The sequence below is a fragment of the Rhodococcus sp. (in: high G+C Gram-positive bacteria) genome (assembly GCF_049286785.1).
In the GTDB taxonomy this organism is placed as follows: domain Bacteria; phylum Actinomycetota; class Actinomycetes; order Mycobacteriales; family Mycobacteriaceae; genus Rhodococcus_F.
Window position 1 is genome coordinate 1 of sequence record NZ_JBAQEO010000819.1, and the last position, 18056, is coordinate 18056.

Here is an 18056-nt window from a genome sequence, read left to right on the forward strand (position 1 = left end):
CTGTTGATCTACCCGAACCTGGTGATCAACGACATCATGGCAATCACCGTGCGCACCTTCATGCCTACCTCCCCGGACCGGATGGAGATCACCGCCTGGGAGCTGGCTCCCGCCCAGGAACTGCCCCAGCTGCGGCAGCGCCGCCTGGACAGCTTCCTCACCTTCCTCGGTCCCGGCGGCTTCGCGACACCGGATGACATCGAGGCGCTCGAATCCTGCCAGCAGGGTTTCCATAGCGGCGGGGTGGAGTGGAACGACATTTCCCGCGGTATGGCTCGCACGCCCGAGGCCAACGACGAGGAGCAGATGCGTGCCTTCTGGCGCCGCTGGAACGAGCAGATGATGGGAGAGGCCCGATGACCACCACCGTTCCCGAGACCCCGGAGGTCGCACCGCTGGTCGGTGACCTGCGCGAGGTCACCCGCAGCCAGGTCGAGGACCTGCTCTACCTCGAGGCCGAACTGCTCGACGATTGGAACCTCGACACCTGGCTCAGTCTCTACACCGAGGACTGCCGCTACGTCGTTCCCTGCAACGACACCCCCGAGGCCGATCCGGCGCGGGACCTGGTCCTCATCGACGACAATCACCTGCGCCTGTCCTGCCGGGTGGACAGGCTCAACTCGCGCCGGGCGCACCGGGAATATCCGCACTCGGCCACCAGCCACCAGGTGTCCAATGTGCGGCTGCGGCCGGTTACAGACGGCACCGACGGTGCGGCCGAACTGCCGGTGGTCGCCGAGTTCGTCGTCTACCGGTTCCGCGGGGAGCGGTCCTACACCTACTCCGGCCGCTACCACTACCGGCTGCGCGCCGTGGACGGCCGGCTGCGGATCGCCTCGAAGCGGTGCGTGATGCGGATGGGAAGCCTCCGCCAGGTGTCCGACGTCGCGATCATCCTGTGAACGCCGGGCTGGTCGGGGCACCGTTGCGGGACCGGACGGTGATCGTCACCGGCGGGGCGACCGGGATCGGACTCGCCATCTCGAGCAGGTTGCTCGCCGACGGTGCCGCGCTGCTCGTCGCCGCCCGTGACGAGGACGAACTCGCGGCCGGGCTCGACGCGCTCCACCCGCCCACCGGCGTTCCCGAACCCGCCGGATTCGTCGGTGATCTGGCGGCCCCCGGCACCGCCGAGGCAATGCTGGCCGTGGCGACCGAGACCTTCGGTCCGGTATATGCACTGGTCAACAATGCCGGCGGGGGCGTCATCGCGCCGACGCTCGAGCACACCGAACAGACGCTGCGGGCGACGATCGACAACAACCTGTGGACCACGCTGCGGGCCAGCATGGCGCTGCTTCCCCATCTCGTCGACAACGGCGGGGGGCGCATCGTCAACATCGGCGCCGAGTCCGTGCGCAACGGGCTCACCGCACACGCGGTCTACAACGCCGCCAAAGGCGGAGTGCACGCGTTCGCCGTCGGGCTGGCCCGAGAGTTCGCCCCCGCAGGGATCACCGTCAACACCGTGGCGCCGGCTTACACCTTGACCGCGGAGCTGGCTGCCGCGATCGAGGCGGATCGTCTTCCCGAGGCCCTGCGCCCCGTGGTCGAGGACGCCGTGCGGCTCATCCCGATGGGCCGCCCGGCCGTTCCCGACGAGGTCGCCGGCGCCGTCGCCTATCTGCTCCGCCCCGATTCCGGGTTCGTCACCGGCCAGGTGATCAGCGTGAACGGCGGCAGCAGCATGGGCTGAGACATCCCCGGAGACCCTTGCCCTCCCTCCCCCCGTTTCGGCGGGGGACCACACACCCCACATCTTCGGATGCGAGCCCAGAAAGACGGTGAGCCAATGACCGGCGTATCCCGCGTCGACGACGCGTCCCGTGTCACCGACATTCCCGATTCAGCCGACGGACCCGCCCTTCGCGGGGTGACCGAGGTCTACCGCGCCGCCCGAGACCTGTTACTGAGTCTCGGCCGCGACTACCGCACGGCGGTCGACGAATTCACGTGGCCGGACCTCGGGGACCGGTTCAACTGGGCCGTGGACTGGTTCGACGCAATCGCGCGGGGCAACACCCGGGTGGCGCTGTGGATCGTGGAGGAAGACGGATCCGAGGCGAAGTTCACCTACGACGAACTCGCACGGCGCTCGGACCAGGTCGCCGCCCACCTCGCCGGGCACGGGGTCGCACGGGGGGACCACGTCGTCCTCATGCTGAACAATCAGGTGGAGCTGTGGGAGGCGATGCTCGCGGTCATGAAGCTGGGTGCGGTCATCCTGCCGACGACGACCGCACTCGGCCCCGCCGATCTCGCCGATCGCATCGGTCGCGGCGGTGCACGGCACGTGATCGCCAACGTCGCCGACGCCGCCAAGTTCGACGAAATTCCCGGGAAATACACGCGTTTCGCGGTCGGTGACGGACTCGCCGTACCCACTCGCTGGGTGAACTTTGCGGAGGCGTACACGCTGGACGCGCCGCCGGCGGCACATCCGGGCACCGCCCCTCAGGATCCGCAACTTCTGTATTTCACCTCCGGCACCACCAGTCGGCCGAAGCTCGTCGAGCACACCCAGGTGTCCTACCCCCTCGGGCATCTCGCCACCTCGTTCTGGATCGCCGCGGCACCCGGTGACGTGCACTTGAACATCAGTTCGCCGGGCTGGGCAAAGCACGCCTGGAGCTGCTTCTTCGCCCCGTGGATCGCCGAGGCCACGATCTTCGTCTACAACTACTCCCGCTTCGATCCCGCCACGCTGCTCGCACAGATTCGCCGGGCCGGGGTGACCACGTTCTGCGCTCCGCCGACGGTGTGGCGGATGCTGATCAAAGCCGACCTGTCCGGCGGCCCCGGGGGCCTGCGTGAGCTCCTCTCCGCGGGAGAACCACTCAACCCGGAGGTGATGGACCAGGTCCGGCGGCAGTGGGGGTTGACGATCCGGGACGGGTTCGGCCAGACCGAGCTGCCGCTGGCCATCGGAAACGTACCCGAGATGCCGGTCAAACCCGGCTCGATGGGCCTGCCACTGCCCGGCGTGCCGATCGTGCTGGTCGACCCGGTGACGGGGGCGCGGGTCGACGGCGTCGGCGAGGGCGAAATCTGTGTCGATCTCGCACGGCGCCCGATGAGCCTGATGACCGGCTACCAGGGTGATCCGGAACGCAACGCTGAGGCGATGGCGGGTGGTTACTACCACACCGGCGACGTCGCGACCCGGGACGCGGACGGCTACATCTTCTACGTCGGGCGCACCGACGACGTGTTCAAGGCCAGCGACTACAAGATCTCACCGTTCGAGCTGGAGAGTGTGTTGATCCAGCATCCGGCGGTCGCCGAGGCCGCGGTCGTGCCGGCGCCCGACGGGCTCCGGCTGGCCGTCCCCAAGGCCTACGTCAGCCTCGCGCCGGGCCACGAGCCGACCCGCGAGACGGCGCTCGCAATCCTGCGGCATGCCCGCGAGAATCTCGCCCCGTATCAGCGCCTGCGGCGGCTGGAGTTCGCCGAGCTGCCGAAGACGATCTCCGGCAAGATCCGGCGGGTAGACCTGCGCGGACGCGAGGAGTCGGGTGCCGCCGGTGCCGGGGAGTGGCGCGACGACCAGTTCCCGGAACTGCGGGCCTGAGCTCAGCGGCGTGTGGCCGCCGGGCCGGCCAACGCGCGAACCGTGGCGATCAGCTCGGCGGCGTTGCCGTGACGGATCGCCGCGGTAAGTTCGTCCGAGAAGGTCTCGAGCACGGCCCCGGGCGGCGTCTCGCGCGCCGCGAACGGGTAGTCGCTGCCCAGCAGCACGTGCTCGGCGCCGAAGCGGTCGATGGCGAGACCGAGCGCGGCCGCGTCGTAGGTGAGCGAATCGCACCAGAGATCGCGGGCCCGGACACTCGGTGCGGGCCCGTCCGCGCCGGCGAGGACAGCGCCCCGGTCGAGACGGGGCAAGACAGCAGGCAGGGCGCCGCCTCCGTGCGCGAGACACATGCGCACGCCCGGCGTGCGGGGCCGCCCTGTGAGCAGCGCGGCCGCCGCGGTCGTCGTCTCCATGGGCATGCCCAGCCCGAATGCCAACCCCAGCGCGGACGTTCGAGGGTCCAAGGTCGTGTCCACGGGGTGGACCAGCACCAGCGCCGATCGCTCGGCGGCGGCGGCGAAGAAGTCGTCGAACGCGGGGTCGGCCAACTCACGCGCGCCGACCCGGGTGCCGATCTCGACGCCGAGGAAGCCCAGCTCGTCGACGCAACGGGAGAGTTCGGCGACCGCAGCGTCGGGGTCCTGCAGTGGAACGGCGCCGAGCGCGTACAGCCGGTTGGGCGCTTCGGCGATCAGCGCGGCGAGGGCGTCGTTCTGCGCCGCCGCCAGGATCCGTGCCCCCTCAGCAGGCTGGTCGTGGCACAGCGTGACGGGAATGGGCGACACAACCTGTGCGGCGACACCCTCGGCGTCCATGTCGGCGAGACGGCGCTCCGACGACCAGCACCGGTCGTCGATCTCGCGGTAAGGACGACCGCCGAGCAGGATCCGGGCCCGGTGGGGGTCGAGGAGTTCGATGGACGGCCAGCATCCCGGCAGAGCGGACAGGTCCGGCAGCCGGGTGCCGATCGCGTGGGTGTGAACGTCGATCACACCCAGAGGAGGTGGGGACCCGGCGCTGCCGGTTACAGGCTTGCTCATGCTGACTCCCTCGACGCGCCGCGCTGTCGGTGTCCCGGCGGCATATCGGAACGGTAGCAATCATGGCTACATGATTCAAGAAGATTCGGCCGTCTCGCCTGCTCGCGGTGGAAACCCCCAAGTCCTGGGACTTGTGTCGCCTGTCGCGGGCCCGCGTGGACGAACAGGGCCTGACTCGCCGCAATCCTGCAGATACGATGAGGTTCGGATTACGATCCGATGCCGGTGTTCCCGGCATCAGTGCAGCTCATCGCCGTGGGGAGAAGTCAAACCTGATGACGTCATCGACGAAGAATCAATCGCAGGCAGCGAATCCGCTGCAGAAGGACTCGGTGTCCGCACATCGACAGACGGGCGAGCCTGGACAACGGTCGCTGTCGCGCGCGCAGCAGGTTGCCGTCGAAGTGGAGAACGAGCTTCTCGCAGCACGTACCCCGGTCGGCGCCTCCCTGGGCCGGCGAACGGACCTCATGGAGCGATTCAGGGTCAGTCCGACCGTGATCAACGAGGCGTTGCGGATCCTGCGCGACCGCGGGCTGGTGGTCGTCAAGCCCGGTCCCGGCGGAGGAGTGTTCGTCGCGAGCCGCCCGCCGCAGGTCCGGCTCGGAGCGCTCGACCTGTGGTTCTCCGGTACCGGTACGGACCCGTTGGATCTGTTCGAGGCCCGCATGCACCTGGAGGACATCTTGACCAGGGTCGCCGTGGAGCGCGCCGGTCCATCGGATATCCGTGACATGGAGTGGGCGCTCGAGGCGATGCGGTCGGCGAGCGCGCCGCGCGACTTTCTGGATGCGAACCTGCGGCTCCATCTGGCGATCGCGCGGGCTGCCCGGATTCCCGTGTTGGCGGGCATGTACGAGGCGATTGCCGCGATCATCGGCAGCACGACGACCCGTGTCGAGCTGCTGCCCGAGCACGAGGAGATGTATCGGCACAGCATCGCGGTGCACGTCGAGATCGTCGCCGCAATCCGAGAAGGCGACCGCGAGGCGCTGGACAAGTGTCTGGGGTTGCATCATCACGACCTGGTGCGGGCGGTGGACCCCACCCGCTCGCCGGTCCCGCCGGAATAACCCGCACCAATTGTGGATCCCCTCTTGAATTCTGCATGCATGATTACGTAAGGTTTCTGTATCGGCTGCAATGCCGCATGCATCAGGAGGAGCAATGGCAGAATTCCTCGGGTTGGGGATCACTCACTATCCCCTGCTCGCCGGCACCGACGAGCACATGGCAGGGCTGCTGCGGTGGACCCTGACCGACCCGGACATCCCGGAAGAGCTGAAGGATCCGGCGAACTGGCCGGAGCGCATGCGCCGCGAGTGGGACGATGACGGCGGCACGGCTGCCGCCGCCGAGCATCGCGCCGAGCTCGTCCAGGATCTTGCCCGCTGCAGAGCCGCACTCGACGAGTTCGAACCGGACCTGGTGGTGGTGTGGGGTGACGACCAGTACGAGAACTTTCGCGAGGAGGTTGTCCCGCCGTTCTGCGTTCTGGCCTACGACGACCTCGAGGTCCCCGCGTTCGAGGTCATGAACGAGCGCGGCAGCCCCAACGCGTGGGGATTGCCCGACGATTTCACGATCACTCTGCACGGCGACGCACAGGCCGCCCGGCACCTGGCGAACACGTTGATCGAGGACGGCTTCGACATGGCCTACTCGTATCGCAAACGCGCCGAGGCGCATTTTCCGCACGCGATTCTCAACACCCAGCTCTTTCTCGACTACGAGAACGCGGGATCGAAGCTGCCCTATGCGCTGGTCCCGATCACCGTGAACTGCTACGGCCAGCACGCCATTGCTCGCAAGGGCGGCCTGGCTCGCTTCGCCGATATCGCCGACGAAAAGCTCGACCCGGTCGGTCCGACCCCGAACCGTTGTTTCGACCTCGGTGCCGCCGTGGCTCGAGCGTTCGCCAACACCGACAAGCGGGTGGCGCTGGTCGCCTCGTCGAGCTGGTCGCACGCCTTTCTCACCGACAAGCTGTGGCACCTACGCCCGGATACCCCGGTCGATGAGCGGCTCTACGAGGCCTTCGTTAACGGGGACGTCGAAGCCTGGCGTGCGGTGAGCGGCACCGAGATCGTGGAGTCCGGCCAACACGAAATGCTCAACTGGTACTGCCTGTTGGGTGCAATGCACGAGATCGGGCTGCCGCTGACCTGGTCGACACTCGTCACCACCGACGTTTTCAACTCCAACAAGTGCTTCGCCGTGTTCTCCGGCAGGCCCGACGAAGCCCATGCCGGCAGTGCTCCGGAGCAGGCGGGACAGGAACCCCGATGACCATCACCGCCGACATCGCACAGGGTCGCCGCGTGGCCGTGCCCGGCCTCACCGCAGAGCCGATCGACACGTTCTATCTCGAGGCCGGCAGCGGCGATCCCGTTGTGCTGCTGCACGGTTCCGGTCCCGGCGTCTCGGGGCGCGCGAACTGGCAGCGCACGATTCCCGGGCTTGCCGAGCACTTCCGGGTCATTGCACCGGACATCGTCGGATACGGGGAGACGTCGCGCCCCGGCGACGTCGTGTACTCGCTGAGTACCTGGAGCGACCATGTCCTGGGCCTGCTCGACGCGCTGGAACTCGACCGGGTGTCGCTGGTCGGCAACTCGCTGGGCGGCCGGATCTCGCTCGACATCGCCGAGCGTCATCCGGATCGGGTCTCGCGGATGGTCCTGATGGGCTCGCCGGGCGTCGGCATGACCTTAACCGACGGGCTGAAGGCCCTGCGCGCCTACGAACCCTCCCTGGAGAACATGCGGGCGCTGCTGCTCGACTATTTCGCAGTCGACCCGTCCATCATCACGGACGAACTGGTCCGCATTCGCTACGAGGCGAGTGTGGAAACCTTCGATGCCTACCGTTCGATGTTCTTCGACTCCCGCCACAAGGGTAATGAGCTGGGCATCACCGAGGAACAGGCACGGTCGATCCGTACGCCCTCTTTGCTGGTTCACGGCAGGGAGGACAAGGTCGTGCCACCGGAGGTCTCGTGGGCCATGTTGCATCTGCTGCAGGACGCGGACCTGCACGTTTTCGCCCGCTGCGGGCACTGGACGCAGATCGAGCGGGCAGCGGAATTCACCGAACTCGTCGCGGACTTCCTGCGTGCCGACAGCAGGAACGTTTAGCACGCAACAACAGTGGGTTATCGATGGGGCGATTGCGATAGTTCGTCTTGCGTGCATGCAGAGGCGCTGGAGGGGTCGGCGGGGAGATTCTCCGAGGCCCAGGTGATGAGCGCTTCGAGCGCCGGAAGCAGGGCCTTCCCCGGCTGGGTCAACTCGTAGGCGACCGAGATCGGCGGCCCGTCGTCGACGGTGCGTTGCACGAGACCCGCCTTGACGAGTTCGCCCAGCCGATCCGACAGAACCGAATCGCTGATGCCCGATACGGCTCGGCGTAGCTCGGAAAACCCCGCCGGGCCGCCGAGCAGGGTACCCAAGATGATCCCGTTCCAGCGTTTGCCCAAGAACTCGAATGCACGAGCCAGCGCGCCGTCGCAGGCGCGCGGTTCGTGCACCTCGTTGCTTCCAGCCATTCAGCCAGCTTACCGAAGGTGCTACTGTCTGCCTTGCCACTCTGTTTTTGCTAGTTACATCAGAAATGGAAGTTCATGACAGACGCACCCACCCTCGGCCGAATCGACGACGCCGCGCTGGCCACCCTCTTCACCGATGCCCGGACGGCCAATGCCTTCGCGTCCACCCCGGTCACCGACGAGGAACTCGCCTCGATCTGGGATCTGGCCCAGTGGCCGCCCACTGCAGCCAACACTCAACCCCTGCGAGTGCTGTACGTCCGAACAGACGACGGCCGCGCACGCCTCCTCGCACACATGAACGACGGCAACGTGGAAAAAACGCGCTCCGCGCCTGCCGTGGCCGTTCTCGCCGTCGACACGCAATTCCACGAGCACATTCCGACCGTCCTGCCATTCAAACCGGAACTGAAAGATGTTTTCGCCCAGAATGATTCGATGCGAGAGCACACCGGATCGTTCAACAGCGCACTTCAGGCGGGCTACTTCATGCTCGCCGTTCGCGCAGTCGGCTTGGCTGCAGGGCCGATGGCGGGGTTCGACCAGGCGGCACTCGACGCAGACTTCTTCCCCGACGGCCGATGGAAGTCGATCCTCGTGGTCAACATCGGACACCCAGGCGACAACGCGTGGCTCGATCGACTCCCGAGACTCGGTCACGACAACGTAGTGGAATGGATCTGATCATGTTCATCGCAACCGTCATCGTCACAGTCCTGCTGGCCGTAGCCCTGATCGGTTCGGCGGCGGGCAAGCTCACCCGGAACGCCGGCATCCTCGCCAACATGGACAAGGTCCAGGTGCCCGCCGACAGGGTGCCCTGGCTCGGGTACCTCGAGATCGCCGGCGCGCTCGGACTCGTCGCAGGTCTGTTCTGGTGGCCGATCGGCGTCGCCGCAGCCATCGGTGTCATCCTGTATTTCATCGGCGCAGTCGGTGCGCATATCCGTGCGAAAGACAAGGAACTGGCACCCGCCGCAGTGCTCGCACTCGTGGCGGTCGCTGCCTTGGTACTGCGCATCCTCACCGCCTGACGCATCCTCACCGCCTGACGCATCCTGACCGCGTGACGCATCCTGACCGCGTGACGACGGAGGGGCGCTCCAGAAAAGCCCTATCGGCCTGGGCCTGACGGAGTGGTTCCGTTCCGATGACTCGATTGACTCGATCGCCCGGAGTCTGCCCACTCCCGGCCAACCGGTCTCTCGCCTCCGGCGCGCGACGATGCCACAGCCGCGAATCCGCGAGGTGCGCCGCGATTCGCCCTCGGATCTGTCCGGCAGTTTCCGTGCACGCTGACGGCGGGTGATCGTCAGCTCACGCTCGACCACATCGCCGCGACCGGATTCGCCGATCCCGCTCACCAACCCTGCGGTGTCGGCGCTGCCCGCCGTGCGGGCGGACCGGATCCGGCTCCTCGGCGGCCTGCAGACCCAGGCCTACAGCATGGAGAACGTCGCGGAAGGTGCTCGGGTACTCCGTGAACGGCTCGCCGCGACCCCGTGACCGATCCGCCCGGCCGGGCGGCGGCGGCTTCTTCGGTTCCTTTCTGTGTACTGGTCCGAAGACCCTGATGGACATCCCCGCAGTCTTCCTGTAGCTTAACGAACGTTCGAACTAGTGACCTGAGCGACATCGCTCGATCCTTCGCGCGTTCACCAGTGAAAAGGACTGCACAGCATGAGTATCGATCCGTCGAACGACGTCGTTCTGTCGAGCACCGAAGGGCACGTCACCACCTGGACGCTGAATCTTCCCGAGGCGCGTAACCCCATCTCGGGAGGTGACGTCGTCGACCGCCTGGTCGAGCTTGTTCGGCAGGCGAACGAGGACTACAACACGCGTGTCGTCATTCTGACCGGTGCGGGCAGCGCCTTCTCGGCCGGTGGCAATGTCAAGGACATGGCAGAGCGCAAGGGTATGTTCGGCGGGGCACCGCACGAGCTGCGCGAGGGGTATCGACGCGGAATCCAGCGTCTCCCCAAGGCCATTTACCATTGTGAGGTTCCGATCATCGCGGCCGTCAACGGCCCCGCCGTCGGAGCAGGGTGTGACCTGGCGATGATGGCGGACATGCGGGTGGCGTCGACGAAGGCGTTCTTCGCGGAGAGTTTCGTCAAGCTCGGCATCATTCCCGGTGACGGCGGCGCGTGGCTTCTGCCGCGGGCGATCGGTCAGGCTCGGGCAGCGGAAATGGCGTTCACCGGTGACCGCGTCGATGCCCGCACGGCACTCGACTGGGGAATGGTTTCACGAGTGGTCGAGCCGGAGGAGTTGCTGAACTGTGCAGCGGAACTCGCCGCACGCGTCGCCGTCAATCCGCCGCACACCCTGCGCATGACCAAGACGCTGATGCGTGAGGCGCAGCGGCAGGATCTCGAGAGTCTGCTCGAGCTGTCCGCGACCATGCAGGCGCTCGCGCACCACACCCAGGACCATACCGAAGCCCTCGACGCATTCCTGGAGAAGCGGGCCGGAGTCTTCAGCGGGAAGTAGATCCCGTCCAGACATGCCGGCAGCGGGGCGAACATACGAACATCCGAGACTCCGGAGGACTCTGTGGAACGGACACTCTTTACTCGCGAACACGATGAATTCCGTGCGATGGCACGCGAATTCATCGCCCGGGAAGTCGTCCCGAATCGCGACACGTGGGACGAGCTCGGTCGTCCGCCGCGCGAATTCTTCCTGCGGCTGGGTGAGCTGGGCATCCTGGGAATCCAGATTCCCGAGGAGTTCGGTGGCGGCGGCGAGCCGAGTTTCAAGTATTCCGCCATCCTCTTCGAGGAAATCGCCCGGGCCGGAGCCTCATTCGGCTCCTACACGGTGCACGCCTGCCTGATCCTCCCGTACATCCTGAAGTACGGGACCGACGAGCAGAAGGCCCGCTGGCTGCCCGGCATGGCGTCCGGCGATCTCATGACCGCGATCGCGATGACCGAGCCCGGAACGGGTTCCGATCTGGCCCGCATCGCGACATCGGCCGTACTGTCGGAAGACGGCACGCATTATGTGGTGAACGGCGCCAAGACGTTCATCACCGGCGGCGTCACCGCCGATATGGTGCTCACCGTGTGCCGCACTTCGCCGTACGACCCGGAGGATCGCCGCGCCGGGCTCTCCATCCTGTGCGTGCCGACGGCGTCGGACGGTTTCGGCGTGGGTCGCAAGCTCGACAAGATCGGGCTGCACCAGCAGGACACCGCAGAACTGTCCTACAGTGACGTCAAGGTTCCCGTGGACAATCTCCTCGGCGAGGAAGGCAAGGCCTTCGGCTACCTTGCCCACAATCTTCCCCAGGAACGGCTCAGCATCGCGCTGAACAGCGTGTCGCACGCCGAGGCGGCAATCATGCACGCCACCGACTACGTCAAGAACAGAACTGTCTTCGGCAAGCCCGTCGCATCATTCCAGAACACCAAATTCGTTCTGGCCGAATGCATCACCGAAACCGAGGCGGCACGTTTCTACGTCGACCACTGCCTCGAACTGCTCGACCGGGGCACGCTCGACGTGGCGGATGCCGCCAAGGCGAAATTGCATGCCACGGAGGTGGCCGGCCGCGTCATCGACAAATGCCTGCAGCTGCATGGCGGATACGGGTACATCACGGAGTATCCGATCGCCCGCCTCTACGCGGACTCACGTGTCACCCGCATCTACGGCGGGACCAACGAGGTGATGAAGACGATCATCGCGAAGAGCGCCGGACTGTGACCACGGCTCCCACCGCGAGGCAGCGGGAATTCATCGATATCGCTCGGCGGGAATTCGTCGACCACGGCTACGGTGCGTCGTCGATCCGCACCATCGCCCAGCGCGCGGGGGTGAGCCTGTCGGCGCTCTATTACCACTATGCGAGCAAACAGGACCTGCTGGTTGCCATCCTCGACGACGGGCTGGCAACCTTCCTCGACATGTGCCGCGACGAGCTCGAGCGGTGCGACGACACCCCGGAGAGCAGGCTTCGTGCCATGGTGGCCGGATTCGTCAGGTTCCGCACCCTGCACCAGGAGCAGAGCCGTCTGGTGCAGACCGAGGTTCGCAATCTCGAACCGGACCATCTGAAGGGTTATCAGGCACGCCAGCACGCGCCGCTCCAGACGCTCGCGGGCATCATCGACGACGGCGTCCGGGAGGGCGTCTTCCGGACGCCGTACCCGGACGATGCGCGACGGGCCATCATCTCCATGTGTAACGCGATCGCCAACTGGTATCGATCGGATGGTCCCGACTCCGTGGACGAGATCGTCGAACGCTACGGCGATCTGGCCTTGGTCATCGTCGAGGCACGGCCCACGCAGACCGCCCGCAGAACCCGGAAGAAAGTTGACTGACATGCGCAAGCGTCTGATCCCGCCGGCGAGTCCGAATCCCGAGGGTCTCACCGAACTTCGTCACGAGGTGCGGCAGTTCTTGCGGGACAGGATCGACAGTGGGGCCTTCACTCCGGGTGTCGATACCTGGCTCACGCAGTGGGATCCCGCGTTCACCCGGGAGCTGGCCGAGCGTGGCTGGATCGGCATGACCATCCCCGAGGAATACGGCGGCCACGGACGCACCTTCCTCGAGCGATTCGTCGTCACCGAGGAACTCCTCGCCGTCGGCGCTCCCGTCGCCGCGCAGTGGGTGGCCGACCGCCAGGCGGCGCCGTCGTTGCTGAAGTTCGGCACCGAAGAGCAGAAGCAGCGCTTCCTGCCCGGCATCGCGCGAGGCGAAATCTGCTGGGCCATCGGTATGTCCGAGCCCGAGTCCGGATCCGACCTCGCCAGCGTCAAGACCCGGGCAACCCGGGTCGAAGGCGGCTGGACGATCAACGGCACCAAGCTCTGGACGTCCGGTGCTCACCACGCCGACGCGTTCTTCCTCCTGGCCAGGTCCGAGCCGCTCGACCCCGCGCACCGCCACGCCGGGCTCAGCCAGTTCATCGTGCTCCTCGACGGCCCCGGCGTGGAGATCCGCCCGATCTACACCATGTCCGGTGACCACCACTTCAACGAGGTGATCCTCACCGGCGTCTTCGTTCCCGACGAGCTGGTACTCGGAAAGATCGGTGACGGCTGGCACCAGGTGACGTCCGAGCTGGGTTTCGAACGCAGCGGGCCCGAACGGTTCATGTCGACCTTCGCTCTGCTCGGAGCCGTCGCCGACGAGATCGGTGCCGAACGGCTGCCCTCGGATCCGGGCATCGGACGCCTCGCCGGACGCATGTTCGGTCTGCACCAGATGTCGGCGGCCGTCGCCGGGGCACTCTCGCGCGGTGAGAACGCCGACGTGGCCGCGTCCGTCGTGAAGATCCTCGGCACCGAGGTCGAAGGCGACGTAGCCGATCTCGTCGACGAGATATCCGGCGAAAGTTATCCGGGTGGAGAAGATTTCGCGAAACTCCTGCGTGCCGGGATCATGCAACGACCCGGGTTCACGCTGCGCGGTGGTACCACAGAGATTCTGCGCGGCGTTGTCGCGCGGGGATTGGGAATGCGCTGATGGCGAACACCGGCAATCGTGAACTGACCGACATGCTCGACGCGGTCCTGTCCGGCCGCCGCGGCGACAACCACGTGGTGTCCGGCCCACTGGAGATCGACCGCGAGTTGTGGGCGACTCTCGAGGAGTTGGGGCTCACCCGTCTCACGGCAGCCGAAGACCGGGGCGGCAGTGGTGCGAGCTGGACCGAGGCCGCGCTGCTGCTGAGTGCCGCGGGCGGCGGCGCCGCCAGGATCCCGGTGGCCGAGAACGACCTGCTCGCGCAATGGCTGCTCGGTGTCGCGGGTATCGAGTCGTCCGACGGCCTCATCCGGACGGCCTGCGTACTGGACGGGTCCGGATCCGCGCGGGACGTGCCCTGGGCGCGCGGGGTGGACAGGATTGTCGTGCTGTGGAATTCGCCGGACGGGTGGCACGTCGCGGACGTCGACCGCGGCGCGTTCGAGATCACCGAGGCCGTGAATCTGGCGCAGGAACCCCGCGACCACGTGCGTATCGATGTCACCACGCTCACGGGCGCCCCGGTCGGAGCCGAGACTGCCCCCGGCTTCCAGCTCCGCGGGGCACTCGCGCGGACCCAGCTGATGGCCGGTGCGATGGAGCGGATCCTCGACCTCGTCGTCGACCACACCACCGCCCGCACCCAGTTCGGACGGCCCCTCGCGAAGTTCCAGGCCGTCCAGTTCATGGCAGCCGACATCGCCGCCGAGAGCGCACTGGCCCGCGCCGCCGCCGACGCCGCCGTGGCCACAGCGGTGCAACACGGATTCGACAGCGAGCAGGCGGGGTTCGCGATCGCCGCAGCCAAGTCCTGTGCCGGACATGCCGCCTCCGTGGTGGCCCGCACGGCCCACCAAGCGCTCGGCGCCATCGGCTTCACCATGGAGCACGAACTGCACCGGCACGCCAACCGCATCCTGTCGTGGCGATCCGAGTTCGGTTCGGTGAGGCACTGGGACACCGTGCTCACCGCGGCTGTCGTCGAGGCCGGCAGTGCAGGACTCTGGCCACTCGTCGTCGAGGACGAAGACTGAGCGGGGCGACCCGCGGGTGGCCGCTTACGCCAGCCCGGACAGCGGCGGCGGAGTGTTCTCGTCACGCCAGGCGATGGCCTGCTTCAGCTCGGTGAGGTCGAAGTCCGGCCCACTGACCCCGACGGTGAACAGCACGACCCCGGCGCCCACGAAGGCCGCCGCGTCCTCCTTTCCCGGCCACGGGATGGAGTGCTGAATGCTGTCCGGGCTGCGTCCGGTTCCCGCGCAGCGCTCGGCGATGATGCCCGCCTTACGGGAGTGGGTCTCGATGTCGCTGAAGCTGTGCCAGATGTCCGCGTACTGTGCCACCAGCGGCAAGGTCTTGTTCTCCCCGCCGCCTCCGATCAGGATCGGGATGTGGCGGGTGGGCGCGGGTTCGAGCTTGCCGAACCTCGCGACGATGCGCGGAAGGTACTCGCCGAGCAGCTTCAGGCGTGACCCGGCGGTACCGAACTCGTAGCCGTACTCGTCGTAGTCCCGCTTGAACCAGCCCCCGCCGATACCGAGGATCAGACGTCCGCCGCTGATGTGGTCGACGGTGCGGGCCATGTCGGCGAGCAGGTCCGGATTCCGGTAGCCGGCGCACGTGACGAGCGCACCGATCTCCACTCGTTCCGTCTGCTCCGCGAACGCCCCGAGCATGGTCCAGCACTCGAAATGGGCGCCGGCCGGATCGCCGGACAACGGATAGAAATGATCCCAGTTGAAGACGATGTCGACGCCGGCGTCCTCTGCCCGCAGCACGGCGTCGCGGATCATGCCGTAGTCGGGGGCGTGTTGCGGTTGCAGCTGGATGCCGATGCGAACTGGACGAGTCATGCGAGCTCCTCGGAGTGGTCGTCGGTCCTTCCTGAACCATCTTGCGCGTTCCCGGCTCGCTGTGTCGAAATTCTGTTCCGTGGGTACAGGACGACCGATCGAGAGGAGGTCCGGGTGCACGCGGTCGAGGAATCCCCGGCCATGATCAGCTTCGTCGCCGCGGGCGGTGCCTTCGGTCCCGTTCCGGACATCGTGCTGTGCGGAATCAACCACGGGCCCAACACCGGTCACGCGATTCTGCTGGGTTCTTGCCTACGGCATGCCCGGCACTGTGCTCAACGTCAACGACATCACGGCCGAGGAGTCCGAGGAAACCGACGGGGGTCTCCTGAGCCGCGGATGGGCCACCGCGACCGCGCTGCGCGCTCCCTTCGAGGCCGCCGAAGTGGACATCAACACCCTGCTGTGGACCCGTTGACCCGTCGCGGTCACGTGAGCCGTGGAACACTGGGCGAATGAAGGTCACGCGCAGGCCCGCCCCGCCCACCGGTATCCGCCGCGCCTTTCTCCGTGCCCCGATCATCCTGTACCGCTGGCACCTCGGCCCTCTGCTCGGCCGCCGTTTCCTCCTGCTCGAGCATGTGGGCCGCACGTCCGGCAAGACGCGACAGGTGGTGCTCGAGGTGGTCAACCACGATGCCGTCGACGACGGGTATGTCGTGGCGGCCGGGTACGGACCCAAGAGCGACTGGTATCGGAACCTTCGGGCCCGGCCGGACGCTGCGATCCAGGTGGGACGACGCCGCTCGGCAGTAACCGCCGAGTTCCCGGACACCGAGGTGGGCGCGGAATTCATGGCCCACTACGCCGCCGCACATCCGAAGGTCGGTGTGCGGCTGGCCAAGGCGATGGGCTTCGAAGTGGACGGCAGCGACGCCGACTTCCGGGAGGCCGGACGCAACATCTCCTTCGTGCGACTCCGCCCCCGCACCTGACCCGATGGGGTGGGGGTTCAGGTGAGCCGGACTCCGCCTGCGAGCAGCATTGCCCGAAGCACGAAAGCCGCTTCGGGACCGATGATTTCGCCCACCAGTGTCAGGTAGCGGTCCACGTATTCCGGCCCGTGCGGCGCCAGTTCCGGGAAGTCGGGGTCGGACGGGTCGAGGTGGTGAGCCAGTTCGTGCAACAGCACCAGCTCCCGGAACGCCCAGGCATCGCCGTCCCGGTGTTCGGGTACAGCGATTGTGGCGCAATCACTTTCGTAATGCGCGGCGGCGTTCCCGGACCTCGCCCGGATGTGGACCGGAGTGTACGCTCGCGGCCAGGTCGCGCGCACCCAGTTCAGGGCCAGAACGCGGTTCACGTAGTCCTGAACCGACTCGATGGACGCGAACTTGCGCTCGATCGGCAGTGTCACCTGCGAGCCCAGCACCTCGACCACGCGCAGACCGCGTTCGTCGGCGCGGTCGAACATGGTGCGCACCATCGCTTCCGCGTCGTACACGGCGGTGCGCTGGGTGTCACGTACGCGTCTCATGACGTGACCTGCCTGCGTGCCGTCGACAGTTCGGGTGCAGTGCCGAGGCGGGCCGTCCGTGCCGCCCGGTCGCCGGCTCGTCTCGCGTTCGACGAGTGGCCGGCCGTGGCCCGGCCCCCGCGCCAGGTGCCGCGGGCCTCGGAGTTCTCCTGGTAGTAGTCCCGGAGCTCGAGCTGCTTGTCCCGCAGTACCAGCGCTGTCTCCGCCGACGACTCGGGTACCGACACCGCTTGCTCCTCCGCCTCGCGTTTGGCCTCCGCGAGCCGCTGTCCGATCCGGGCCGCGTAGGCGAGTTGGAAGTTCAGCCGGGCGGTCACACCGGCCACGGGTTTGCGCACCTTGATGGAGACGCGCCGCCGGCCCTGCCTCTCCACCCGGGTGCGCACAGTGGTCTCGTTGCGGTACTCCCCGGATTTGACGTAGGCGTCCGAGGCTCGGACCATCTGGATCAGCAGGCTCGTGTACAGGGCTTCACAGACGTCGATGTCTCCCGAAAACCCGTACGCGTAGATAACCGCGGAACTCTGCGCGATGTCGCATTGGACGTCGTTGGCGGCGGCGATCACCAGGAACAGCTGCGCGTACGTCCGCAGACCCTTCTTGCCGGGTTCACCGATCGTGATGAGCCGCTGGATGGGAGTGGACCGTTTCTCCCTGCCCGCCGCGTGGGCGCGGGCCACGGCGAGGTCGATGGACGAGGCCGTCGCGAGGCGCTGGGCGGCGGCCATGAACGCTTCACCCTCATGCGGGTTATCGGTGGATTCCGCTTGCCGGAGCAGCCCACCGATGCGCGTCAGCATCTTGTCGGAACTCACCTGGCGAGGCTACCCCCGTGAAGCGCCGACAACTTGTCCACTCGTTCAGCGGCGTTTCCTTCCCGGTTACCTGCAGGGCAGTTGTCCGTACAACTCGGGCCGCGACAGTTGTCGGCATGACGGAGCAGAGGTACCGCATCATTGCGGACCAGCTGGAATGCGAGATCGCTTCGCTGACCCCCGGTACCAAACTCGACAGTGAGCACGCGCTGATGAAGCGCTTCGGTGTCGGCCGGGCCGCGGCCCGCGCCGCGGTACAGGAA

The 18056-nt window shown here is 66.9% G+C and carries 22 protein-coding genes; 17 read left to right on the top strand and 5 right to left on the bottom strand.

What is annotated here, in order from left to right; genetic code table 11:
- The 4 genes from WAW17_RS29375 to WAW17_RS29390 form a co-directional block, all read left to right on the top strand.
- A partial coding sequence (locus WAW17_RS29375; protein ID WP_422336372.1) for an SRPBCC family protein occupies nt 1-360 on the top strand: 360 nt, incomplete at its 5' end.
- Complete coding sequence (locus WAW17_RS29380; protein WP_422336373.1) at nt 357-905, top strand: aromatic-ring-hydroxylating dioxygenase subunit beta; 549 nt, start codon at nt 357-359, stop codon at nt 903-905. The genes WAW17_RS29375 and WAW17_RS29380, both read left to right, overlap by 4 nt.
- Nucleotides 902-1699, top strand: coding sequence for an SDR family NAD(P)-dependent oxidoreductase (locus WAW17_RS29385; protein ID WP_422336374.1), 798 nt, complete (start codon nt 902-904; stop codon nt 1697-1699). The genes WAW17_RS29380 and WAW17_RS29385 overlap by 4 nt, the downstream gene beginning before the upstream one ends.
- Nucleotides 1700-1795: 96 nt before the next feature.
- Nucleotides 1796-3574: an AMP-binding protein gene (locus tag WAW17_RS29390; RefSeq protein WP_422336375.1), complete on the top strand. Its 1779-nt coding sequence runs from the start codon at nt 1796-1798 to the stop codon at nt 3572-3574.
- Nucleotides 3575-3576: 2 nt separating this feature from the next.
- On the opposite strand, the gene WAW17_RS29395 is transcribed toward WAW17_RS29390, so the two are convergent.
- The gene (locus WAW17_RS29395; protein WP_422336376.1) at nt 3577-4614 is read right to left on the bottom strand and encodes an amidohydrolase family protein; all 1038 of its coding nucleotides are present in this window, start codon (nt 4612-4614) and stop codon (nt 3577-3579) included.
- Between the two features lie 275 nt (nt 4615-4889).
- Between WAW17_RS29395 and WAW17_RS29400 the strand changes: the two genes are divergently transcribed.
- The 3 genes from WAW17_RS29400 to WAW17_RS29410 all read left to right on the top strand — a co-directional run bounded on the left by WAW17_RS29400 (nt 4890) and on the right by WAW17_RS29410 (nt 7751).
- Complete coding sequence (locus tag WAW17_RS29400; protein WP_422336377.1) at nt 4890-5687, top strand: FadR/GntR family transcriptional regulator; 798 nt, start codon at nt 4890-4892, stop codon at nt 5685-5687.
- A gap of 94 nt (nt 5688-5781) precedes the next feature.
- The gene (locus tag WAW17_RS29405; protein WP_422336378.1) at nt 5782-6903 is read left to right on the top strand and encodes an extradiol ring-cleavage dioxygenase; all 1122 of its coding nucleotides are present in this window, start codon (nt 5782-5784) and stop codon (nt 6901-6903) included.
- A complete protein-coding gene (locus tag WAW17_RS29410) occupies nt 6900-7751 on the top strand; it encodes an alpha/beta fold hydrolase (protein WP_422336379.1) in 852 nt (283 codons plus the stop codon). Before WAW17_RS29405 ends, WAW17_RS29410 begins: the two co-directional genes overlap by 4 nt.
- 17 nt (nt 7752-7768) lie before the next feature.
- Here WAW17_RS29410 and WAW17_RS29415 read toward each other — a convergent pair whose 3' ends face one another.
- Nucleotides 7769-8161 (bottom strand): winged helix-turn-helix transcriptional regulator, encoded by a 393-nt coding sequence (locus tag WAW17_RS29415; RefSeq protein ID WP_422336380.1) that lies wholly within the window; start codon nt 8159-8161, stop codon nt 7769-7771.
- A 75-nt stretch (nt 8162-8236) separates the two neighbouring features.
- Between WAW17_RS29415 and WAW17_RS29420 the strand changes: the two genes are divergently transcribed.
- From WAW17_RS29420 to WAW17_RS29455, 8 genes are all read left to right on the top strand, one after another.
- Nucleotides 8237-8845, top strand: coding sequence for a malonic semialdehyde reductase (locus WAW17_RS29420; RefSeq protein ID WP_422336381.1), 609 nt, complete (start codon nt 8237-8239; stop codon nt 8843-8845).
- A 2-nt stretch (nt 8846-8847) separates the two neighbouring features.
- Nucleotides 8848-9195: a DoxX family protein gene (locus WAW17_RS29425; RefSeq protein ID WP_422336382.1), complete on the top strand. Its 348-nt coding sequence runs from the start codon at nt 8848-8850 to the stop codon at nt 9193-9195.
- Between the two features lie 271 nt (nt 9196-9466).
- Complete coding sequence (locus WAW17_RS29430) at nt 9467-9667, top strand: hypothetical protein (protein WP_422336383.1); 201 nt, start codon at nt 9467-9469, stop codon at nt 9665-9667.
- 174 nt (nt 9668-9841) lie between these two features.
- A complete protein-coding gene (locus WAW17_RS29435; protein WP_422336384.1) occupies nt 9842-10657 on the top strand; it encodes a crotonase/enoyl-CoA hydratase family protein in 816 nt (271 codons plus the stop codon).
- Between the two features lie 63 nt (nt 10658-10720).
- Nucleotides 10721-11878 carry an acyl-CoA dehydrogenase family protein gene (locus WAW17_RS29440; RefSeq protein ID WP_422336385.1) on the top strand — a complete coding sequence of 386 codons (1158 nt, stop codon included), beginning with the start codon at nt 10721-10723 and terminating at the stop codon, nt 11876-11878.
- Nucleotides 11875-12498 (top strand): TetR/AcrR family transcriptional regulator, encoded by a 624-nt coding sequence (locus WAW17_RS29445; protein ID WP_422336386.1) that lies wholly within the window; start codon nt 11875-11877, stop codon nt 12496-12498. The genes WAW17_RS29440 and WAW17_RS29445 overlap by 4 nt, the downstream gene beginning before the upstream one ends.
- A 1-nt stretch (nt 12499) precedes the next feature.
- Nucleotides 12500-13648 carry an acyl-CoA dehydrogenase family protein gene (locus WAW17_RS29450; RefSeq protein WP_422336387.1) on the top strand — a complete coding sequence of 383 codons (1149 nt, stop codon included), beginning with the start codon at nt 12500-12502 and terminating at the stop codon, nt 13646-13648.
- The gene (locus tag WAW17_RS29455) at nt 13648-14682 is read left to right on the top strand and encodes an acyl-CoA dehydrogenase family protein (protein ID WP_422336388.1); all 1035 of its coding nucleotides are present in this window, start codon (nt 13648-13650) and stop codon (nt 14680-14682) included. Before WAW17_RS29450 ends, WAW17_RS29455 begins: the two co-directional genes overlap by 1 nt.
- Before the next feature lie 24 nt (nt 14683-14706).
- On the opposite strand, the gene WAW17_RS29460 is transcribed toward WAW17_RS29455, so the two are convergent.
- Nucleotides 14707-15501 (bottom strand): LLM class F420-dependent oxidoreductase, encoded by a 795-nt coding sequence (locus tag WAW17_RS29460; protein ID WP_422336389.1) that lies wholly within the window; start codon nt 15499-15501, stop codon nt 14707-14709.
- A gap of 259 nt (nt 15502-15760) precedes the next feature.
- Here WAW17_RS29460 and WAW17_RS29465 point away from each other — a divergent pair, with 259 nt between their 5' ends.
- Both WAW17_RS29465 and WAW17_RS29470 read left to right on the top strand, forming a co-directional pair.
- Nucleotides 15761-15919 carry a hypothetical protein gene (locus tag WAW17_RS29465; protein ID WP_422336393.1) on the top strand — a complete coding sequence of 53 codons (159 nt, stop codon included), beginning with the start codon at nt 15761-15763 and terminating at the stop codon, nt 15917-15919.
- 37 nt (nt 15920-15956) lie between these two features.
- Nucleotides 15957-16436 carry a nitroreductase family deazaflavin-dependent oxidoreductase gene (locus tag WAW17_RS29470; protein ID WP_422336390.1) on the top strand — a complete coding sequence of 160 codons (480 nt, stop codon included), beginning with the start codon at nt 15957-15959 and terminating at the stop codon, nt 16434-16436.
- A 17-nt stretch (nt 16437-16453) separates the two neighbouring features.
- Here the strand turns inward: WAW17_RS29470 and WAW17_RS29475 are convergent, their stop codons facing one another.
- Together WAW17_RS29475 and WAW17_RS29480 are read right to left on the bottom strand one after the other, a co-directional pair.
- Complete coding sequence (locus WAW17_RS29475; RefSeq protein ID WP_422336391.1) at nt 16454-16978, bottom strand: TIGR04338 family metallohydrolase; 525 nt, start codon at nt 16976-16978, stop codon at nt 16454-16456.
- The gene (locus tag WAW17_RS29480) at nt 16975-17793 is read right to left on the bottom strand and encodes a DUF2786 domain-containing protein (protein WP_422336392.1); all 819 of its coding nucleotides are present in this window, start codon (nt 17791-17793) and stop codon (nt 16975-16977) included. Before WAW17_RS29480 ends, WAW17_RS29475 begins: the two co-directional genes overlap by 4 nt.
- Nucleotides 17794-18056: the final 263 nt, after the last annotated feature.

What these genes read in the sequence shown, in the direction of transcription:
- WAW17_RS29465 (WP_422336393.1), top strand. Translation starts at nt 15,761, where the DNA reads ATGCCCGGCACTGTGCTCAACGTCAACGACATCACGGCCGAGGAGTCC.
- WAW17_RS29405 (WP_422336378.1), top strand. Translation starts at nt 5,782, where the DNA reads ATGGCAGAATTCCTCGGGTTGGGGATCACTCACTATCCCCTGCTCGCC.
- WAW17_RS29475 (WP_422336391.1), bottom strand. Translation starts at nt 16,978, where the DNA reads ATGAGACGCGTACGTGACACCCAGCGCACCGCCGTGTACGACGCGGAA.
- WAW17_RS29400 (WP_422336377.1), top strand. Translation starts at nt 4,890, where the DNA reads ATGACGTCATCGACGAAGAATCAATCGCAGGCAGCGAATCCGCTGCAG.
- WAW17_RS29450 (WP_422336387.1), top strand. Translation starts at nt 12,500, where the DNA reads ATGCGCAAGCGTCTGATCCCGCCGGCGAGTCCGAATCCCGAGGGTCTC.
- WAW17_RS29415 (WP_422336380.1), bottom strand. Translation starts at nt 8,161, where the DNA reads ATGGCTGGAAGCAACGAGGTGCACGAACCGCGCGCCTGCGACGGCGCG.
- WAW17_RS29470 (WP_422336390.1), top strand. Translation starts at nt 15,957, where the DNA reads ATGAAGGTCACGCGCAGGCCCGCCCCGCCCACCGGTATCCGCCGCGCC.
- WAW17_RS29410 (WP_422336379.1), top strand. Translation starts at nt 6,900, where the DNA reads ATGACCATCACCGCCGACATCGCACAGGGTCGCCGCGTGGCCGTGCCC.
- WAW17_RS29455 (WP_422336388.1), top strand. Translation starts at nt 13,648, where the DNA reads ATGGCGAACACCGGCAATCGTGAACTGACCGACATGCTCGACGCGGTC.
- WAW17_RS29380 (WP_422336373.1), top strand. Translation starts at nt 357, where the DNA reads ATGACCACCACCGTTCCCGAGACCCCGGAGGTCGCACCGCTGGTCGGT.
- WAW17_RS29395 (WP_422336376.1), bottom strand. Translation starts at nt 4,614, where the DNA reads ATGAGCAAGCCTGTAACCGGCAGCGCCGGGTCCCCACCTCCTCTGGGT.
- WAW17_RS29425 (WP_422336382.1), top strand. Translation starts at nt 8,848, where the DNA reads ATGTTCATCGCAACCGTCATCGTCACAGTCCTGCTGGCCGTAGCCCTG.
- WAW17_RS29435 (WP_422336384.1), top strand. Translation starts at nt 9,842, where the DNA reads ATGAGTATCGATCCGTCGAACGACGTCGTTCTGTCGAGCACCGAAGGG.
- WAW17_RS29460 (WP_422336389.1), bottom strand. Translation starts at nt 15,501, where the DNA reads ATGACTCGTCCAGTTCGCATCGGCATCCAGCTGCAACCGCAACACGCC.
- WAW17_RS29390 (WP_422336375.1), top strand. Translation starts at nt 1,796, where the DNA reads ATGACCGGCGTATCCCGCGTCGACGACGCGTCCCGTGTCACCGACATT.
- WAW17_RS29420 (WP_422336381.1), top strand. Translation starts at nt 8,237, where the DNA reads ATGACAGACGCACCCACCCTCGGCCGAATCGACGACGCCGCGCTGGCC.